The organism is Pseudomonas asplenii (genome assembly GCF_001293465.1).
GTDB lineage: Bacteria > Pseudomonadota > Gammaproteobacteria > Pseudomonadales > Pseudomonadaceae > Aquipseudomonas > Aquipseudomonas fuscovaginae_B.
The window spans coordinates 125909-145885 of the sequence record NZ_JSYZ01000019.1; the positions used below are offsets into that span (position 1 = coordinate 125909).

The 19977-nt window shown below is 59.1% G+C and carries 12 protein-coding genes and 1 tRNA gene; all 13 read left to right on the top strand.

Annotated features, from left to right (window positions below):
* Positions 1-46: 46 nt before the first annotated feature.
* The 13 genes from ruvA to PF66_RS23970 all read left to right on the top strand — a co-directional run bounded on the left by ruvA (position 47) and on the right by PF66_RS23970 (position 19510).
* The gene (ruvA, locus tag PF66_RS23910) at positions 47-661 is read left to right on the top strand and encodes a Holliday junction branch migration protein RuvA (RefSeq protein WP_054056500.1); all 615 of its coding nucleotides are present in this window, start codon (positions 47-49) and stop codon (positions 659-661) included.
* Positions 662-1720, top strand: coding sequence for a Holliday junction branch migration DNA helicase RuvB (ruvB, locus tag PF66_RS23915; RefSeq protein WP_054056499.1), 1059 nt, complete (start codon positions 662-664; stop codon positions 1718-1720). It abuts the gene before it with no gap.
* A gap of 138 nt (positions 1721-1858) precedes the next feature.
* Entirely contained in the window at positions 1859-2326 is a 468-nt protein-coding gene (gene ybgC / locus PF66_RS23920; RefSeq protein ID WP_054056498.1) for a tol-pal system-associated acyl-CoA thioesterase, read from the top strand.
* A complete protein-coding gene (tolQ, locus tag PF66_RS23925; RefSeq protein ID WP_054056497.1) occupies positions 2316-3011 on the top strand; it encodes a protein TolQ in 696 nt (231 codons plus the stop codon). The genes ybgC and tolQ overlap by 11 nt, the downstream gene beginning before the upstream one ends.
* Before the next feature lie 14 nt (positions 3012-3025).
* A complete protein-coding gene (gene tolR / locus PF66_RS23930; protein ID WP_010444249.1) occupies positions 3026-3478 on the top strand; it encodes a protein TolR in 453 nt (150 codons plus the stop codon).
* Positions 3478-4536 (top strand): cell envelope integrity protein TolA, encoded by a 1059-nt coding sequence (gene tolA, locus PF66_RS23935; RefSeq protein ID WP_054056496.1) that lies wholly within the window; start codon positions 3478-3480, stop codon positions 4534-4536. Before tolR ends, tolA begins: the two co-directional genes overlap by 1 nt.
* Before the next feature lie 240 nt (positions 4537-4776).
* Entirely contained in the window at positions 4777-6027 is a 1251-nt protein-coding gene (gene tolB / locus PF66_RS23940; RefSeq protein ID WP_054056495.1) for a Tol-Pal system beta propeller repeat protein TolB, read from the top strand.
* A gap of 52 nt (positions 6028-6079) precedes the next feature.
* Positions 6080-6577, top strand: a complete 498-nt coding sequence (gene pal, locus PF66_RS23945) for a peptidoglycan-associated lipoprotein Pal (protein WP_054056494.1) — start codon at positions 6080-6082, stop codon at positions 6575-6577.
* Between the two features lie 6 nt (positions 6578-6583).
* Entirely contained in the window at positions 6584-7408 is an 825-nt protein-coding gene (ybgF, locus tag PF66_RS23950) for a tol-pal system protein YbgF (RefSeq protein ID WP_054064003.1), read from the top strand.
* A gap of 164 nt (positions 7409-7572) precedes the next feature.
* Positions 7573-8220 (top strand): 7-carboxy-7-deazaguanine synthase QueE, encoded by a 648-nt coding sequence (gene queE / locus PF66_RS23955; protein WP_054064104.1) that lies wholly within the window; start codon positions 7573-7575, stop codon positions 8218-8220.
* A 1-nt stretch (position 8221) separates the two neighbouring features.
* Entirely contained in the window at positions 8222-8911 is a 690-nt protein-coding gene (queC, locus tag PF66_RS23960; protein ID WP_054064004.1) for a 7-cyano-7-deazaguanine synthase QueC, read from the top strand.
* Positions 8912-8974: 63 nt separating this feature from the next.
* Positions 8975-9050: transfer RNA gene (locus PF66_RS23965), tRNA-Lys, on the top strand.
* Between the two features lie 344 nt (positions 9051-9394).
* A complete protein-coding gene (locus PF66_RS23970; protein ID WP_054064005.1) occupies positions 9395-19510 on the top strand; it encodes a filamentous hemagglutinin N-terminal domain-containing protein in 10116 nt (3371 codons plus the stop codon).
* The last annotated feature ends 467 nt before the right edge of the window (positions 19511-19977 follow it).

Here is a 19977-nt window from a genome sequence, read left to right on the forward strand (position 1 = left end):
TTCTGTTCATCAGTCACCGGCCCGGCCGGCAATAAGGACCTGATACGTGATTGGACGTTTGCGCGGCACCCTGGCTGAAAAACAGCCGCCGCACCTTATCCTCGATGTGAATGGCCTGGGCTATGAAGTGGAAGTCCCGATGACCACGCTCTACCGCCTGCCGTCGGTCGGCGAAACGCTGACGCTGCACACGCATTTGGTCGTGCGCGAGGATGCCCAGTTACTCTATGGTTTCGTCGGCAAGCGCGAGCGCGACTTCTTTCGCGAGCTGATCCGCCTCAATGGGGTTGGGCCCAAGCTCGCGCTGGCGCTGATGTCCAGCCTGGAGGTCGATGAGCTGGTGCGTTGCGTATCGGCCCAGGATGCCTCGGCGCTGGTCAAGGTGCCGGGGGTCGGCAAGAAGACCGCCGAGCGTCTGCTGGTCGAACTCAAGGACCGGTTCAAGGCCTGGGAAACCGTGCCGAGCATCTTCGCCCTGGTACCGAACCAGCCGGACGGGGCGCCAGCGGCGCCGGTCGCCAGCGCCGAGACCGATGCGGTCAGTGCGCTGATCTCCCTGGGCTACAAGCCACAGGAAGCGAGCAAGGCGGTTTCCGCCATCAAGGAAAAAGGCTTGAGCAGCGAAGAGATGATTCGTCGCGCCCTGAGGGGAATGATTTAAGTGATTGAAGCCGATCGTTTGATAACCGCTTCCGGCGGCCGTGACCGCGAGGAGGTCCAGGACCGGGCGATTCGCCCGCTGAGCCTGGCCGAGTACATTGGCCAGCCCACGGTCAGGGAGCAGATGGAGCTTTTCATCCAGGCCGCCCGGGCGCGTGGCGAGTCCCTGGACCATACGCTGATCTTCGGCCCGCCAGGGTTGGGCAAGACCACCCTGGCCAACATCATCGCCCAGGAAATGGGCGTGTCGATCAAGAGCACTTCCGGCCCGGTGCTGGAGCGGGCAGGCGACCTGGCGGCGCTGCTGACCAATCTCGAGCCCCATGACGTGCTGTTCATCGACGAAATCCACCGGCTTTCACCGGTCGTCGAAGAGGTGCTGTACCCGGCGATGGAGGACTTCCAGCTCGACATCATGATCGGCGAAGGCCCGGCGGCGCGCTCGATCAAGCTGGACCTGCCGCCGTTCACCCTGGTCGGGGCGACCACCCGTGCGGGCATGCTGACCAACCCGTTGCGTGACCGTTTCGGTATCGTCCAGCGTCTTGAGTTCTATAACACGGCGGACCTGGCGACGATCGTCAGTCGTTCGGCGGGCATTCTCGGCCTGCCGCTGGATGCCGAAGGCGCCTTCGAGGTCGCCCGGCGTGCGCGCGGCACGCCGCGGATCGCCAACCGCCTGTTGCGGCGTGTTCGCGATTTCGCCGAGGTGCGGGCCAAGGGGCATATCACCAAGGGCGTGGCGGACCTGGCACTGAACCTGCTGGATGTCGACGAACACGGTTTCGACCATCAGGACCGGCGCCTGCTGCTGACCATGATCGAGAAGTTCGACGGCGGCCCGGTAGGGGTCGACAGCCTGGCGGCGGCGATTGGTGAAGAGCGTCATACCATCGAGGACGTGCTGGAGCCGTACCTGATCCAGCAGGGCTACATCATGCGCACGCCACGCGGGCGGGTGGTGACCCGTCACGCGTATCTGCATTTCGGTTTGAACGTGCCGTCGCGGCTGGGCGAAACGCCTGTTGCAGACGAGTTTCTCGATGCGTTGGATGGCTGAGCGGGCGGCCGGAACTGATTTATTCGTGGTTCGTGCTGTCCTACGGGCTGGCATCACGATTCTTCATGTAAAAAGTCGTATAAGTATGAAAAACAGTTGCCTGGCCGGATTGGCAACCTGAGGAGTAAGCACTAGAGTATGCGCGCGCAAAACGGGCTTCAGTCGTTCGCACATCGCTGTCGCGTTTATTACGAGGACACCGATGCCGGCGGCATCGTCTATTACGTCAATTACCTAAAGTTCATGGAGCGGGCTCGAACCGAGCGGCTACGGGAGCTGGGCTTCGCCCAGTCCGAGCTGGTGGGGGAGAACCTGTTGTTCGTCGTGCATTCCAGCGAAGCACGCTACCACGTGCCGGCGCGACTGGACGACGAGCTGTTGGTTAGTGCGGATGTCATTGAACTGAACCGTGCGAGCCTGCGTTTCAAGCAGCAGGTTCGTCGTGCAACGGATTTAACGCTGCTCTGCGAAGGGCAGTTCCTGGTGGCCTGTGTGCGCGCCGACAGTTTGAAACCCCGGGCCATTCCAGAAGCCTTGCGGTCGGCCTTTGCCGACACAAGCGGCGCGGGTACTCACTTAGAGCAGGAGATAAAGCGTGGAAGCTAACGTCGTCGACCATTCCTCCATGTGGAGTTTGGTCAGCAATGCCAGCATCGTGGTGCAATTGGTCATGCTGATCCTGGTGGCTGCCTCAGTCACCTCGTGGATCATGATTTTCCAGCGCAGCAATCTGCTGCGCGCCGGTCGTCGTGCCCTGGAGAGCTTCGAAGAGCGCTTCTGGTCGGGGATCGACCTGTCCAAGCTGTACCGTCAGGCTGGCAGCAACCCGGATCCGGATTCGGGCGTCGAGCAGATCTTCCGTGCCGGTTTCAAGGAATTCTCCCGTCTGCGCCAGCAGCCTGGCGTCGAGCCGGAAGCGGTGATGGAAGGCGTGGCCCGTGCCATGCGCGTGGCCATCTCCCGTGAAGAGGAAAAGCTCGAGCAGAGCCTGCCGTTCCTCGCCACCGTCGGTTCGGTCAGCCCGTATGTCGGTCTGTTCGGTACCGTGTGGGGGATCATGAACTCCTTCCGCGGCCTGGCCACTGTCCAGCAGGCGACCCTCGCCACCGTGGCTCCCGGTATTGCCGAAGCCCTGGTGGCCACCGCGATCGGCCTGTTCGCCGCGATTCCGGCTGTCGTGGCCTACAACCGTTTCGCGGCCCGGGGTGAAACCCTGATCGGTCGCTACTACACCTTCGCCGACGAGTTCCAGGCGATCCTGCACCGTAAAGTGCACACCAGCGAAGAGTAGGCAGGTAGATCCCCATGGCCCGAGTTCGCCACAAACGCAAGCCGGTCGCCGAGATGAACGTGGTGCCATACATCGACGTGATGTTGGTATTGCTGGTTATCTTCATGGTGACCGCACCCATGCTCAACCAGGGTGTGAAGGTCGATCTGCCCAAGGTTTCCAGCGAAGCCTTGCCGCAGGACAACAACACCCAGGTCCTGACCATTTCGATCAAGGCTGACAAGACCTACTACTGGAACCTTGGCAGCGAAGTCGACACCGACAAGCAGCAGGACAAGGCGATGACCTTGCCGCAGATGACCGATGCGGTCACCAAGATCATTCGTGCCGGCAACGAAGCCGGCAAGCACACCCAGGTCTTCATTCGTGGCGACAAGAGTGTCGACTATGGCGCCGTGATGGGTGCGATGGGTGGTCTGCAGAAAGCGGGTGTCGGTAACGTCGGTCTGATTACCGAGGCGCCCTGATGCACCAACAGAGAGAGCCGTCCGCCTCGGAAAGCTACTTCTGGCCCAGCGTCTGGGCGATTGGCCTGCACGTCCTGATCTTTGGCCTGCTGTTCGTCAGCTTCGCCATGACTCCGGAACTGCCCCCGGCCAAACCGCTCGTCCAGGCGACCCTGTACCAACTGAAGTCGAAAAGCCAGGCAACCACCCAGACCAATCAGAAGATTGCGGGTGAGGCGAAGAAATCTGCCGCGCGCCAGACCGAAGTCGAGCAGTTGGAGCAGAAGAAGGTCGAGCAGGAAGAGATAAAGGCGGCGGAACAAAAGAAAGAAGAGGCGGCTCAAAAGGCCGAAGAAGCCAGGAAAGCGGCAGAGGCTCAAAAGGCGGATGAAGCCAAGAAAGCCGATGACGCGAAGAAGGCTGCCGAAGCCAAGAAGGCCGAAGAGAAAAAACAGGCTGACATAGCCAAGAAAAAGGCCGAGGAAGAGGCCAAGCAAGCCGCTGAAGAAGAGGCCAAGAAAAAGGCCGCTGAAGAAGCGAAGAAAAAGATAGTCGAGGACGCGAAGAAGAAAGCCGCGGAAGACGCCAAGAAGAAAGCTGAAGCTGAAGAGGCGAAGAAGAAGATCGCCGAAGACGCGAAGAAGAAAGCAGCAGCCGATGCGGCCAAGAAGAAGCAGGACGCCGCACGCAAGGCCGCCGAAGAGAAGAAGGCGCAGGCACTGGCCGACTTGCTTTCCGACACGCCGCAGCGTCAGCAGGCCCTGGCGGATGAGCAGGGTGATGAGACCGCGGGCAGTTTCGACGATCTGATTCGTATCCGGGCGGCGGAAGGCTGGACGCGTCCACCTTCGGCACGCAAGGGCATGGCGGTGACGCTGCAGATCGGCATGTTGCCTGACGGCACCGTGACGACGGTTTCGGTGGTCAAGGGCAGCGGTGATGGTCCGTTCGACGCCTCTGCGGTGGCAGCGGTCAAGAACATTGGTCGTCTGACGGAGATGCAGGGATTGAAACCGGCCGACTTTGCTCCTTATCGTTCGTTCAAGATGACCTTCACGCCTGACGATCTGGCACCGTAAGGCGTCTCTTTCGAATGCTATCGCCCCTGGGTTGTCTCAAGGCCGCAGGGGCGATGGTCGGTTCGACGTATCGGCGGCAGCGGTGGTCAAGAGTATTGGTTGCCTGATGGAAATGCAGGGAATGAAATCGAGCGATCCGGTTCCTTTTCGTTCCTTCAAGATGACATTTACACCTGAGGATCTAGCCTTGTGAGAAACCTTCTTCGAGGAATGCTTGTCCTGATCTGCTGTCTGGCAGGGATGGCAGTGGCAGATGAAAAGAACATTCTGGTCACCAGCGGCACCGATCGGGCGACCCCGATCGCCGTCGTACCGTTCGGCTTCCAGGGCGGCAGCGTGCTGCCCGACGACATGGCCCAGATCATTGGCGACGACCTGCGTAACTCCGGTTACTACTCGCCGATCCCGCGGCAGAACATGATCAGCCTGCCGACCCAGGCCGGCGAAATCATCTACCGTGACTGGAAGGCCCTGGGCGCCCAGTACATCATGGTCGGCAGCATTGTGCCGGCCGGTGGTCGCCTGCAGGTGCAGTACGCGCTGTTCAACGTCGCCACCGAGCAGCAGGTACTGACCGGCAGCGTTTCGGGCAGCGTCGACCAGTTGCGCGACATGGCGCACTACATCTCCGACCAGTCGTTCGAAAAGCTCACCGGCATCAAGGGGGCGTTCTCCACCCGCATGCTGTACGTGACGGCCGAACGCTTCTCGGTGAACAACACGCGCTACACCCTGCAGCGTTCCGACTATGACGGTGCCCGTGCAGTGACCCTGCTGCAGTCGCGCGAGCCGATCCTGTCGCCGCGTTTCGCACCGGATGGCAAGCGCATCGCCTATGTCTCGTTCGAGCAGAAGCGTCCGCGCATCTTCATCCAGCACATCGATACCGGTCGCCGTGAGCAGCTGACCAACTTCGAAGGCCTGAACGGCGCCCCGGCCTGGTCGCCGGACGGTACCCGCCTGGCGTTCGTGCTGTCCAAGGACGGCAACCCGGACATCTACGTGATGAACCTGGCTTCGCGCCAGATCAGTCGCGTGACCAGCGGCCAGGGCATCAACACCGAACCGTTCTGGGGCAAGGATGGCTCGACCATCTACTTCACCTCCGACCGTGGCGGCAAGCCGCAGATCTACAAGACCAACATCAATGGTGGTGGTGCCGAACGGGTAACTTTCATCGGCAACTACAACGCCAACCCGAAACTTTCGGCTGACGAAAAAACGCTGGTGATGATTCATCGCCAGGATGGTTTCACCAACTTCCGGGTGGCAGCTCAGGATTTGCAGCGCGGTAGCGTAAAAATCCTTACAGACACCAACCTTGATGAGTCAGCTACTGTTGCGCCAAACGGCACCATGGTAATCTACGCCACCGCCCAGCAGGGCCGGGGAGTCTTGATGCTCGTGTCCATCAACGGACGCGTAAGGCTCCCGCTTCCTACCGCTCAAGGCGAAGTCAGAGAACCTTCCTGGTCCCCTTACCTGAACTGACGCGGCGCTATACGTTTTACTTAACACACTGGGGTTCATTAGGAGTTTCACGATGGAAATGCTGAAGTTTGGTAAATTTGCTGCGCTGGCCCTGGCCATGGCTGTAGCTGTAGGTTGCTCGTCCAAAGGCGGCGACAACGCTGGTCAAGGCGCTGTTGATCCTAACGCTGGCTACGGTGCAAACACCGGTGCCGTCGACGGCTCCCTGAGCGAAGAAGCCGCTCTGCGCGCAATCACCACCTTCTACTTCGAATACGACAGCTCGGACCTGAAGCCAGAAGCCATGCGCGCTCTGGACGTTCACGCCAAGGACCTGAAAGCCAACGGCAACCGCGTTACCCTGGAAGGCAACACCGACGAACGTGGTACTCGTGAGTACAACATGGCACTGGGCGAGCGTCGTGCGAAAGCCGTTCAGCGCTACCTGGTTCTGCAAGGTGTTTCCCCAGCTCAACTGGAGCTGGTTTCCTACGGTAAAGAGCGTCCAGTCGCTACCGGCCACGACGAGCAGTCCTGGGCTCAAAACCGTCGCGTCGAACTGCGTAAGTAATTCGTCATGCGAACGTGCCGTCGTGCTGTAACTGTATTGGCTCTCAGCCTCCTGCCGCTTGCGGCATGGGCTGCGGTTCCTGTGGTCGATGACAACTCCGGCTATAACAATAGCGGTGGAAGTTATCCGCCAGCGGGTTACGGTACGAACGGCGCCTATGCCGGGTCAGGGGCTGCGGCTCCTGTCTCGGCACAGGGCGAACTGTTCAACCAGTTGCAACGCATGCAGGACCAGATTGCGCAACAACAGGGCGTGATCGAGGTTTTGCAAAATGATATCGCGCGCATGAAGCAGGAAAACCTGGAGCGATACCAGGATCTTGATCGTCGCATAGGCAGTGGCGTCGCTCCGGCGGCTGCAACGCCTGACAATTCTTCCAGCGGTGGCAACACGAATGCCGCCGCCGGTGCTGCACCTGCTGCCCAGGCCCCAGCGGCCAGCAGCGAACCTGGTGATCCGGCGAAGGAAAAGCTCTACTACGATGCGGCCTTCGACCTGATCAAGGCCAAGGACTTCGACAAGGCCAGCCAGGCGTTCGGCGCGTTCCTGCGCAAATACCCGAACAGCCAGTACGCCGGCAATGCCCAGTACTGGTTGGGTGAAGTGAACCTGGCCAAGGGTGACCTGCAAGGTGCCGGCCAGGCCTTTGCCAAGGTCAGCCAGTTGTATCCCAAGCATGCCAAGGTGCCTGACTCGCTGTACAAGCTGGCTGACGTAGAGCGTCGCCTGGGTCACACCGACAAGGTCAAGGGCATTCTGCAGCAGGTCGTTTCCCAGTATCCGGGGACCTCGGCAGCCCAATTGGCCCAGCGGGACCTGCAGCGCATGTAAGGCGTTGTCGACCCGAATCAAGAAACCCGCGCCTGCCGCGGGTTTTTTCGTTAGAATTGTTGCCCTTTTTATGAAACACGCCGTTCTGGATTATGCGATTGCAGGTTCATTGCGGTGCCTGACGGAGGCGGACAGCCTGTTTAGCTGTTACGCCCGTGGCGGATATGCAAGACACATTGAGAATCACCGAAGTTTTTTACTCGTTACAGGGTGAAACGCGGACTGCTGGGCTGCCCACGGTATTCGTGCGCCTGACGGGTTGCCCCCTGCGCTGCCAGTATTGCGACAGTGCCTACGCCTTCAGTGGCGGCAGTATCCTGTCGCTCGACAGCATCCTCGACCAGGTCGCCAGCTACCGGCCGCGCTACGTCTGCGTGACGGGCGGCGAGCCACTGGCCCAGCCCAACGCCATTCCCCTGCTCAAGCGGCTTTGCGATGCCGGCTACGAGGTATCCCTGGAAACCAGCGGTTCGATGGACATTTCGCCGGTGGATACCCGTGTCAGCCGGGTGGTCGACCTGAAGACCCCGGGCTCGAAGGAAGTCCATCGCAATCGTTATGAGAACATCGAGCTGCTGACCCGCAACGACCAGGTCAAGTTCGTGATCTGTTCCCGTGAGGACTACGACTGGTCGGTGTCCAAGCTGATCCAGTACGGTCTGGAGAAGCGGGCGGGGGAAGTGCTGTTTTCGCCGAGCCACCACGACCTGTCGGCACGCGACCTGGCGGACTGGATCGTTGCGGACAACCTGCCGGTGCGCTTGCAGATGCAGTTGCACAAATATCTTTGGAACGACGAGCCGGGGCGCTGACATGACCACTCAAGCAAGCACTGAAAAGAAAGCGGTAATCCTGCTGTCCGGCGGCCTCGACTCGGCGACCGTGGTGGCCATGGCGCGTGCCCAGGGCTACAGCTGCTACACCATGAGCTTCGACTACGGCCAGCGTCACCGTGCCGAACTGCAGGCCGCCGAGCGGGTGGCCCGTGACCTGGGGGCGATCGAGCACAAGGTCATCGGCCTGAACCTCAACGGCATTGGCGGCTCGGCGCTGACCGACAGTTCCATCGACGTGCCCGAAACGCCGGGCGAGGGCATTCCGGTGACCTACGTGCCGGCACGCAACACGGTGTTCCTGTCCCTGGCGCTCGGCTGGGCCGAGGTGCTGGGTGCGCGGGACATCTTCATCGGGGTGAACGCGGTGGACTACTCCGGCTACCCGGATTGCCGTCCCGAGTTCGTCGAGGCCTTCGAAACCCTGGCCAACCTGGCGACCAAGGCCGGCGTCGAGGGCGACGGCTTCCGGATCCAGGCACCGCTGCAGAACCTCAGCAAGGCCGATATCGTGCGTGAAGGTGTGCGCCTGGGGGTCGACTATTCGCTGACCGTGTCCTGCTATCAAGCGGATGCCAACGGCTTTGCCTGTGGGAAATGTGACAGCTGCCGCCTGCGCGCGGAAGGCTTCGCCGCGGCCGGAATCGACGACCCCACGAAATATTTTTGATTTTTTTCGCGTAGGGTGTTGAATTCCCGTTATAAATCAGTATTATACGCGCCACCACACAGCGGGTCGTTAGCTCAGTTGGTAGAGCAGTTGGCTTTTAACCAATTGGTCGTAGGTTCGAATCCTACACGACCCACCATATTCAGCAGTACTCGAAGAATCCGGAAGGCCCACGACAGTGAGGATTTCCGGATTTTTTTTCGTCTGCGGAAAAATCGGGCTTCCTGTTTTCAGCCTCTCGGTACCCCTCTCCTAATTCCCTCGTGCGCGCCGCGTTGAGCTTGATCATTCTTCATCGTTTTCAAACGTAACTGTATCGAAACATTACTGAAGAATTGTTGACGCCATAGATACGTCTCTCTACTATCGCGCCACTATATTGATATCACTCTCTGTTTCGAGGGATCACGCAGGTATTCGCTCACCTTCAAGGTGAGTCCTGCGCTGTGAACTCCTAAGCGCCTCCGTGCATCGAGACACCACATGGACGTTCGTCAGTTCGCCTTCCTGGCGGGGCAGCCTTCTGCGGCCCTGAAAAAGCGTGAGTACTTCCTGGGCATGCCCAAGCGTGGGCTGGCTTTCATCCTGGCGAATGCCATGTTCTGGCAGCCGCTGTGGGCGCAGGCAGACGGTATTGTCGTCAGCGCGCCAGGGGCCTCTCTGGGTCAGGCTGCGAACGGTGTTCCAGTCGTCAATATCGCTGCACCCAATGCCAGCGGCCTCTCGCACAACCAGTTCCACGACTACAACGTCGGGCCCAGCGGGGTCATCCTCAACAACTCAACACAAAACCTGCAAAGCACCCAATTGGGTGGCTACATCATCGGCAACAGCAATCTCAACGGTCGCGCTGCTTCCACCATCCTCAACGAGGTCAACGGCGGCAGTCCCAGCCAGTTGCGTGGCTATACCGAAGTAGCGGGGCAGTCGGCCCATGTGATCGTCGCCAACCCCTATGGCATCACCTGTAACGGCTGTGGCTTCATCAACACGCCGCAGGCGACGCTGACCACCGGCAAACCAGTGGTTGAGAACGGCGAGGTCAGCCGCTATCAAGTCGACCAGGGCAGTGTGTCTATCGAAGGCGCGGGCCTGAACGCCAACAATATAGACCGCTTCGAGATCATCACCCGCTCGGCCAAGCTCAATGCCGAGATCCAGGCGAAGAACCTGACCATCGTCGCCGGTGCCAACGACGTCGATGCCAGGACCCTCCAGGCGACCGCGCGCGCAGCCGATCCGGCCAGCGCACCGCAATTGGCGATCGACTCCTCGGCCCTGGGCGGCATGTACGCCGGGGCGATCAAGCTGGTGGGCACCGAAGCCGGTGTCGGGGTGAAGCTCGACGGCAAGATGGTCGCCAGCGGGGGTGATATCCAGCTCGATGCCAACGGCCACCTGAGCATGGTCGATACCGCGGCGACCGGTGCGGTCAACGTCAAGGCGCAGAGTCTGGAAGCGAAGGGACCGGTTTATGCCGGCACCACCCTGGACGTGAAGACCGCCGGCGACCTGACCAGCCAGAACAACCTGGTGGCCAAGGACCGCATCACCGTGAACAGCGGCGGCCAACTGACCAACAACGGCATCATCGAAGCTGGGGTCAATGCCGATAACAGCCGCAATACCGAAGGCGACGTTGAAGTCACCGCGCAGAACTTCAGCAACAGCGGCAAGAGTGTCATCGCCAGCCGCGACCTGAAGGTCACCGCTACCCAGGCCCTGGGCAACCAGGGCGGTACCCTGAGTGGCCAGCGCCAGGCCATGGTCACTGCCGGCACCCTCGACAACCAGAACCGGGGCCGGGTTCTCAGTGCCGACCGCCTGAACCTGACCGCCGACACGGTGCTGAACGGGCAGGGCGGCCTGATCAACAGCGTCGGGCAACTGACCGCGACCCTCGGCCACCTGAACAACAATGCCGGTGAAGTCTCGAGCAAGGCCAGCAGCACGCTGATCCTCGGCACCCTGGATAACCTCACCGGTCTGGTGATGGCTGAAGATCTGCTGGACATCACCGCCAGCGGTGCACTCAACAACCAGGGCGGTCGCATTGGCTCGAACCACACCCTGGCCCTCAAGGGGCAGGCGCTGGACAACACTGGAAAAGGGCGTATCACCGCCCAGCAGAAGCTGGACCTGAACGTGGCTCACCTGGATAACTCGGGGGGCTCGCTGATCACCAATGGCTCGTTGGGCCTCACCGCCAGCACGGTCGATAACGCCAAGGGTCGTATCTCCAGCAAGGATGATCTGACAGCCACCGTCACCACCTTCAACCAGCAGGATGGTGCCTTGCTGACCGAGGGCAACCTGACCCTCAATGGCGGCAGCCTGGATAACAGCAATGCCGGCCTGATCTCTGCCAAAAAACTGCTGGTTCTCAAGGTCGACAGCATCGACAACCGGGCCGGTGAGATTTCCAGCGTGCAGGCGGTCAACCTGAACGGCCAGAAGCTGGACAACAGCGAAGGCGGCAAGGTGCTCTCCGATACTGCGCTGGAGCTCAAGGTCGCCCAGGTGATCAACCGGAGTCTGGGGCAATTGGTCAGTCAGGGCAGCACCACGCTGACCGGTAGCACGCTGGACAACAGCGGTGGCAAGCTGACCGCACAATCGGGCCTGGTCATCACCCTCGATGGTGCCCTGACCAACCAGATGGCGGGCCTGATCAGCAGCGAAGGGACCCTGACGGCCCATGCCGGCAGTCTGGATAACAGGGGCGGCAGTTTCTCCAGCGCCGGGCTGTTGCAACTGAGCAGCACGGGAGCGCTGGTCAACCAGGGTGGTCGCCTGGTCACCGACAGCGGCATAGAGCTGCACAGTACGAGCCTCGACAACCGCCAGCAGGGCACCATCAGTGGCCTGGGGCCGTTGTCGATCCATACCGGTGATCTCGACAACAGCCACGGCGGCTTTCTCAGCAGTGGCGATACCCTGGACCTGACCGCCGGGCAACTGACCAACCAGGACGGCGGCCGTATCGGCGCCGCCAAAGCCCTGACCGCCAGCGTCAGCGGCCTGGATCAGCAAGGTGGCGAGCTCAAGGGCGAGGCCTCGATCAACCTGGACCTCAACCAGGGGCAACTGAATAACCAGGGTGGCTTGATCAACGCCCCCGTGCTGGTGCTCAACAACCTCAAGGGGGGGAACAACCAGGGCGGTGAAATCTCCAGCGCCCAGGCCTTCACCCTGGCGGCCGACAGCCTGAACAACGACAGCGGCAAGCTGCTGAGCAACCAGGCACTCACCTTGCGCATCGAGCAGGCCCTGAGCAGCATCAAGGGCATGATCGCGGCCGCCTCGCTGGATGTGCGCGCCGGCAGTCTCGATAACAGCGGCGGTACGCTGACCAGCCGTGCGGGGCTGGATCTGCTCGTCAATGGTCAGGTCACCAACCGCAATCAAGGGCTGATCAATGCCAGCACCGGTCTGACGCTCAACAGCAGCGGCCTCGATAATCAGGGCGGCAGCCTGCTGGGTAGTGCGATCGCCATCGACTTCGGTGCCACCAAGGGCGATCTGAACAACGCCGGCGGCCGGATCACCACGGCCGGTAACCTGACCATCGATCACCTGCGCGACCTGAACAATCAGGGCGGTGAGCTGAGCAGTGCTCAGAGCCTCAGCCTGCAAGCCCGGACCCTGGACAACAGCAACGCCGGCAAGCTGATCAGCAACGACCTGCTGAGCCTGAGGGCGGACAGCCTGGTCAACCAGAACGGTGGCCTGCTGTCCGGCTGGGAAGGGCTGACGGCCAATGGCGGCAGCCTCGACAACCGTAACAGCGGTACGCTCTCCAGTCGTAACGGCAACGTAGCCGTGACTCTAGGCGGGGCATTGCTCAACGGCAACGCGGGCGCGCTGGTCAGCCAGAAGGTGCTGACCGTCAATGCGGCGAGTCTGGACAACAGCGACAAGGGCATCATTTCCAGTGGTCAGGGGCAGACCCTGACGGTCAGTGGCGTGTTGAACAACGCCACGGGCGGCTCCATCGACAGCGGTGCGGCCCTCACCTTACAGGCGATGGCGCTGAACAGCGGCGGCACGATCAACGCCCAGCAGGCGCTGACGTACACCGGCACCACGCTGGACAACAGCAACGGCACGTTCAGCGGCAGCGCGGCGGTGACGCTTGACCTGCTGGGTGCGCTGACCAACAGCAACGGCAAGTTGTCCGCTGGCGGTCCGCTGCTGATCCAGCGCAGTACCCAGATCAACAACCAGGGCGGTGCGCTTTCCAGCCAGGGACTATTGAGCCTCCTGACCGGCAGCCTGGATAACAGCAACCGCGGCACGCTCGCGGCCACCGACAAGCTCACCGTCACCTCGACTGGTAGCGTGCAGAACGGTAATGCCGGTTTGATCGCCAGTGCCAGTGGCGATCTGCAACTGACCGCCGCCAGCCTCGATAACGCCAAGGGCTCTCTGCAAGGGCAAGGTACGGTCAACCTCGATGTGAGCGGCGATATCGACAGTCAGGGCGGCAAGGTGATTGCTCAGACGGGCAACCTGCTGATCAAGGCTGGCAATCTGGATAATCGGGGAGGTGTGCTCTCCAGTATCAAGGGTAGCTTCGAGAGCAATGTTGTCGGGGTGCTGAGGAATGGCCATGACCTCAACCGCCAAGGTGGCCTGGTACAGGCCCAGCGCCTGAAGCTTAATGCCCTGGGCGGAATCGACAACTACGGCGGCCGTTTCGCGGCCCAGGCCGGCGAGGTCGTCATCGATGCCGGCGTGGCCGGCAACATCAATAATCGTGACGGCATTATCCATGCCAAGGGCCTACTCAAGGTCAGCGGCAACGACTTCGACAGTGGTGGCGACAACGGGGGGCAGGTTGCCGCCAGCCAGATCGACCTCAAGCTCAACGGCACCTTGAGCAACCGCAAGGGTGTTATCGAAAGTGACAGTGACCTTTTGGTCACGGCTGCCAGCGTCGACAACCAAGGCGGTCAACTGCGTGCGCTGGGAACGGGGGGCAAGACCGAGTTCCAATTGGGAGGGATGTTCGACAACCGTAATGGCCGCCTGGAAACCGCCAGCAACGACCTGCTTCTGAACGCTTCCGGCTTCCAGAACCAGGGTGGCAGCCTGTTGCATCTGGGCAACGGTACGCTGGGTATTTCCACAGCCAACGTACTGGCGGCTGGCGGCAGGCTTGTGACCCGAGGTGACCTGACGCTCACGGCGGACGAGTGGACCAACAGCAGTGTCATCCAGGCCGGGAAGCTGACACTGAATATCGGCACCCTCAATCAACTGGCGGGCGCCCAGTTGCTGGCGTCCAACAGTCTGGTGGGAACAGGCGGCAACTGGAGCAATGAGGGGCTGCTTGCCAGCGATGGCAATGCCAGTCTGAACCTGACCGGTAGCTATGGTGGCAGCGGGCGTTACAGCAGCCTGGGGGCTCTGGGCTTGACCGCTGCTCAGGTGAACCTGGGTAGCAGCGCAAGTATCGCAGGTGGTGCGCAGACCACTCTCAACATTGCCGGCCAACTGAACAACTATGGCCGTATCACCTCCGCTGCCGGTATGACCGTGAGCGCCGGAGCGATCAACAACTACGGCACTTTGGGAAGCACTGGCAATCTGCGCCTGAGCGCATCGAGTCTCTTGAACGACAAGGGGCTGGTCTTCAGCGGCGGCGATATGGCGCTGCGCACTGACACCTTTACCAACCGCTATGCCGATGTCTACAGCTTCGGCAATCTCGCTATTGCCAGGGACGACAGCAATGGCCTGAGTTCATCGATCAACAATATTTCGTCGACGATTGAAAGTGGTGGGGATCTGAGCCTGTCGGCTACTCATATCGAGAACCGGAAGGATGTTTTTGAAGTAACGGGTGGCATGGTTTCAGCCTACATAGGAATACGCTGCTACAGCTGCTCAGGGTTTGTTCCTGTTGCTGGATATCAAGAAGATGGTCATCTGGTTTGGGTGCAGAACTATAAGTCGCAGATAGTTCAGGACTCGGCCGCAGCAAATATGATAGCTGGGAAGAGTTTTCAGGCCAACGGTCAAGACTTTCTTAATTCAGCATCGACGCTTAGTGCTGCTAATAACCTCACTCTCAATATGCAGAACTTCACCAATCAGGGCGCTTCTATTGGTGACTACAGCGTAAGACGTTCCTTTTTACCTAATGTTGATCTTCGCAACATGGGGTTCTGGATTTCGGTGTTGAATTACAATGCTGCTAATGACTCAAACACCAGCTATTCCTCTGGTATCCCTGTTCTACATGCTTGGAATGCCAATAATACTGAGTCCTCATTCAGAGTCATTTATAAGTCTGGGGGGCGAGAGGTTGATCCTTACACTTCCTTTGGCATCGTGCATGTCGATGGTCATCCAGACTCCAGATCTATCTCCTCATCTCATTACAACCCAAACGGTCCCTTTGCCGATGCTCCTGCCTCTGTGCAAAACGGTACCTTCTTTGAAAATACCATTACCTATACCAGCCCATCCACCTACGCCAACGCCGTAGTCCAGGCTGGCGGGGCCGTAAACATAACAGGAACCAAAAGCCTCACCAACAGCGTCGTACGCGAGGGTGTGGTCATCGACGGTGTCGCCTCCCGTGTCGGTTCGACTCAGGTCGGCAACAGCACCGCGACTCTGGTCAATATCAATCGACAGCTCCCCCCGGATCTGGCTCAGCAACAGGTCAACCCGCTGACCCTTCCTGGTTTCAGCCTGCCGACAGGACAGAACGGCCTGTTCCGTCTCAGCGATACATCGAGCACCACTCCCGCTGACAAGGGCCCGCAAAACTGGAGCCTGGGCGGTACCAGCCTCAGCGCCGTCCAACGGCAACAAGCACAGCCCACGTCGCAACTGACCAGCGTCGCGCTTTCAGACAACACCCAGACCGGCAGCACTGGCCCGGGCGCCCTGGTTCGTGTCCAGGGCCTGCCCAGCACCGCCAGCCAATCCCGGCCACAGAAATACCTGATCGAAACCAACCCGGCGTTCGCCGACCTCAAGCAGTTCGTGAACTCGGATTACCTGCTGTCGAAGGTGGGTTACAGCGACGAGGAAAGCACCAAGCGCCTGGGCGACGGTTTCTATGAGCAGCGGCTGATCCAGCAGGCGGTGGTCGCCCGTACCGGCCAGCGCTTCATCGACGGCCAGACTTCCGACGAGGGCCTGTTCAAGTACCTGATGGACAACGCCATCAGCAGCAAGCAGCAACTGAACCTCAGTGTCGGCGTAAGTCTGACCTCCGCCCAGGTTGCGGCCCTGACCCACGACATCGTCTGGATGGAAAAACAGGTGGTCAACGGCGAGGAGGTCCTGGTCCCGGTGCTCTACCTGGCCCAGGCCAACAATCGCCTGGCCCCGAACGGCGCGCTGATCCAGGGCTCGGACGTCAACCTGATCGCCGGGACGAACCTGGAGAACAGCGGCACCCTGCGCGCCAGCAACAACCTGTCCATGTCGGCCGGGAACAACCTGGTGAACGCTGGTCTGGCTGAGGCCGGCGATCGCCTGAATGCACTGGCGATCAATAACGTCGTCAACAAGGCCGGCGGCATTATCGCCGGCCGTGACGTCAGCCTCACCTCCGTCTCGGGCGATATCACCAACGAGCGCACGGTCAGTACCTATACCAACACCATCGACGGTTACCTGTACCGCAATGATGTGGTGGACAGTGCCGCACGTATCGAGGCGGCGAATGACCTGACACTTAATGCCGCACAGGACGTCAACAACGTCGGCGGCGTGCTCAAGAGTGGTGGCGATACCAACATCAAGGCCGGGCGTGATGTGAACATCGTCTCCGCCGAGCAACATGACAGCACGAAGCTGGGGCGGATCAAGAGCAACAGCATCAGCCAGTACGGTTCCGATGTGGAGGTTGGCCGTGACCTCAAGGTTCAGGCCGGTCGCGACCTGGCCGTGGTCGGTAGCCGCATCGATGCCAAGCGCGACATCAGCATGGACGCCGTCGAGAACCTGACGGTCAGCTCCGCGGCCAATGAAAGCCATGCCGACTACAAATCGAAGAAACTCAAGATCCAGGAAGACCACGTCAAGCAGGTGATGAGCAGCCTGACGGCGGGTGGCGACGTGAACCTGAATGCCGGCAAGGACATGACCCTGGTATCCAGCCGGATCACCGCCGGTGATGAGGCCAAGCTCATTGCTGCTGGTGAGCTGAATGTGCTGGCGGCGCAGGACAGTGACTACTCGCTGTACGACAAGAAAAAGAAAGGCAGCTTCGGCAGCAAGCAGACCAGGCGCGATGAAGTGACGAAGGTCACTAATATCGGCACGTCAATTCAGACCGGTGGAGACTTGCTGCTCAAGAGTGGCGGCGATCAACGCTACCAGGTCGCGAAGCTTGATAGCGGCAATGACCTGACCATCGATAGTGGTGGTGCGATCACCTTCGAAGGCGTGAAGGACCTCGATCAGGAGAGTCACGAGAAGAGCAGTAGCAGTTTCACCTGGACCTCCATGAAGGGTAAAGGCCACACGGATGAAACCCTCCGTCAGAGCCAGATGGTTGCAAAAGGTCAATTGACGATAAAGGCAGTTGAAGGGCTGCACATCGATATCAAGCAGATCGACCAGAAAACTGTCAGCCAAGTGATTGATGCAATGGTCCAGGCTGACCCTCAGCTGGCTTGGCTAAAGGATGCCGAGAAGCGTGGTGATGTGGACTGGCGGCAAGTGAAGGAGATGCACGACTCCTTCAAATACAGCAACTCCAGCCTCGGGCAAGGGGCGATGCTGGCAATCATCATCATTGTTTCGGTGTTGACCGCCGGCGCTGCAAGTACTCTGGCTGCTTCGGCAGGCAATGCTGTTGGCTTTGGTGCCGGCAGCACGATGGCGGCGGCCACGGCGACGACATCTGCTGGGCTAGGGAATATTGTCGCGTCGGCGGTAATGACCTCGATGGCCAGCAATGCCGCTGTCAGTGTCATCAACAACAAGGGCAATCTGGGGGCAACCCTCAAGGACCTTACATCTTCGGACAGCCTGAAAGGTTATGCATTCGCTGGCATTACAGCTGGCATAGGGGCGCAATTCGATCTGAGTTACAACCCGACGAAGTTAGGATTTGACGTACCCAGTTTTGCTGCAGTTGCAAAGAAGGTAGCTGCGGATTCGCTAATCAAGACTGCCGTCTATGGTGGTGATCTGGCTGAGAACCTGGTCAATACCGCGTTGAGTTCTGCTGTAAGCATTGGTGGGGCCGTGGGTGCGAACCGGGTGGGTGATCTGGTCCTGGCCGATGGCAGCTTGTCCAAGATCGCCTTGCACGCCGGTGTCGGTGGGCTGTTGGCTCAGGCGATGGGCGGTGACTTCCGGGCCGGAGCACTGGCGGCGGGAGCGAACGAGGCGATGGTCGAGTTCCTGGCCGACAAACTCTTGCCCAAGGGGGTTGCGGAAAACACTCCAGAATACCAGCGAGGTGTTGCAAATCTGGTGGCAGCATCGCAGCTCATCGGCGTGCTTTCTGCGGCGGTGACGGGAACGGATGCGAATGTTGCCGCGGCGGTAGGTGCCAATACCGTCCAGAATAACTACCTCAGTCATTCCCAGCTTGAAAGAGCGGCTCGGCAACTCAGTCAATGTTCGTCTGAGGCTGACTGTGATGCCATTGAGCGTCAGTACAAGGAAATCAGTAAGGACCAGGAGATTGCTGCTGTTGCCGACTGCATCGCCAACTCGGCTGCCTGCAAGGAATACTCGACTATTGCCGCCAATGCCAGGGTAGACCTCAATAAGGTCTATGACGCGCTGGACAATGGTTCCGAGTACGCTGAAAAGGCTCTGAACAGGCTGATTGGAGAGAACATCGAGTTCCAGCAGATTCTGGCGCTGGCGACATCAGGGCATACTTCAGATGCTTTGGTCGGGGCAATGCAGGCCAAATGGGATCTGAACGATGAGCAAACTCAGATTCTCAGGGAGAACTTGTTTGTCATCGGGTCTGTGGCTGCTGGTACGACAGCGATTGGTGCTGGCAAAATAGTGGCTCTGTTGAGAGCGGCTGGTGCAAAAGGATCTACCTCGAAGAATTTGAATCCGACCAGTTCTAAAGCAGACGAGGAAGCAACTGAGCTAGTAGATAGAAATGTCTTACCTGGCCCCGGTAAGTCATTGACACCTGTGTATAAAGATACGGAGACCGGTTTGAATGCGGTTAATCCGATTTATTCAAATCAACAAGAAAGGGCTAAAGAACTGGGCTATGATCCTGCTAAGGCAAAGCTGGAGCTGCATGAAGGGCAAGTGGCGGTTCAGTTGGAAAATACATTCGGTAGTACATTGAAACGTGTGGAACCATTGAAAGATGGAAAGAATCCGGACTTTGTATTCGTTGATGGTCCTTATTCAGGTAAGACTGTCGATTTTTTGTGGACTGATTCGAGTAGGGCTGATCAGATTAATAAGTTTTTTTCGAATAATTCGGCAAAGAATCGGGAGCAGCTTATAGATCATATTAATAAAGCAGATATGGTTCCGCTGGATTATAGGGTTCTTAGTTCTGAGAATCAGAGTATGGTTAATGGTTGGATAAAGACTCTGTCTGTAGAACAGCAGGGAAAATTATTGATTCTGCGGTGATATTATGGGTATGTATATAGCAATAAGCGAAGGGGTCGGTTGGGGCGCTTCAGGTGGGGTTATTGATTGTATTATTGAGGGTACAAGATCGCATTTTTCCCCAGGGCAAGAAGGCTGCATGAGGAAAATATACGAGGCTTTGGATGAGCAGGCGCAAAGTTTTATTGTGTTGGATAATGCCACGGTTGAATGTTTTAACTTGTTTTATCGTCATTGTGAGGCCGCAATGAACGGTTTTCGAGAAAGTGAGCGAGGTAGAGTTGTTCCGGCGAGTTATATTCCCGGAATACTGTGGAACTGGTCTGAGGTTTTAAGGCTTATGCGAGAAGATCCTAGATATAGGGAGGATCTGTCTTAATGGTACCTATGGGGTGTCCCCCCAGCCCTTGCGGCAGAAACAAGCAAAAAGATGGCGAATTTATTTCTTACTGATCATTCGGACACAGATTGAGCGCCAAGAAATAGAT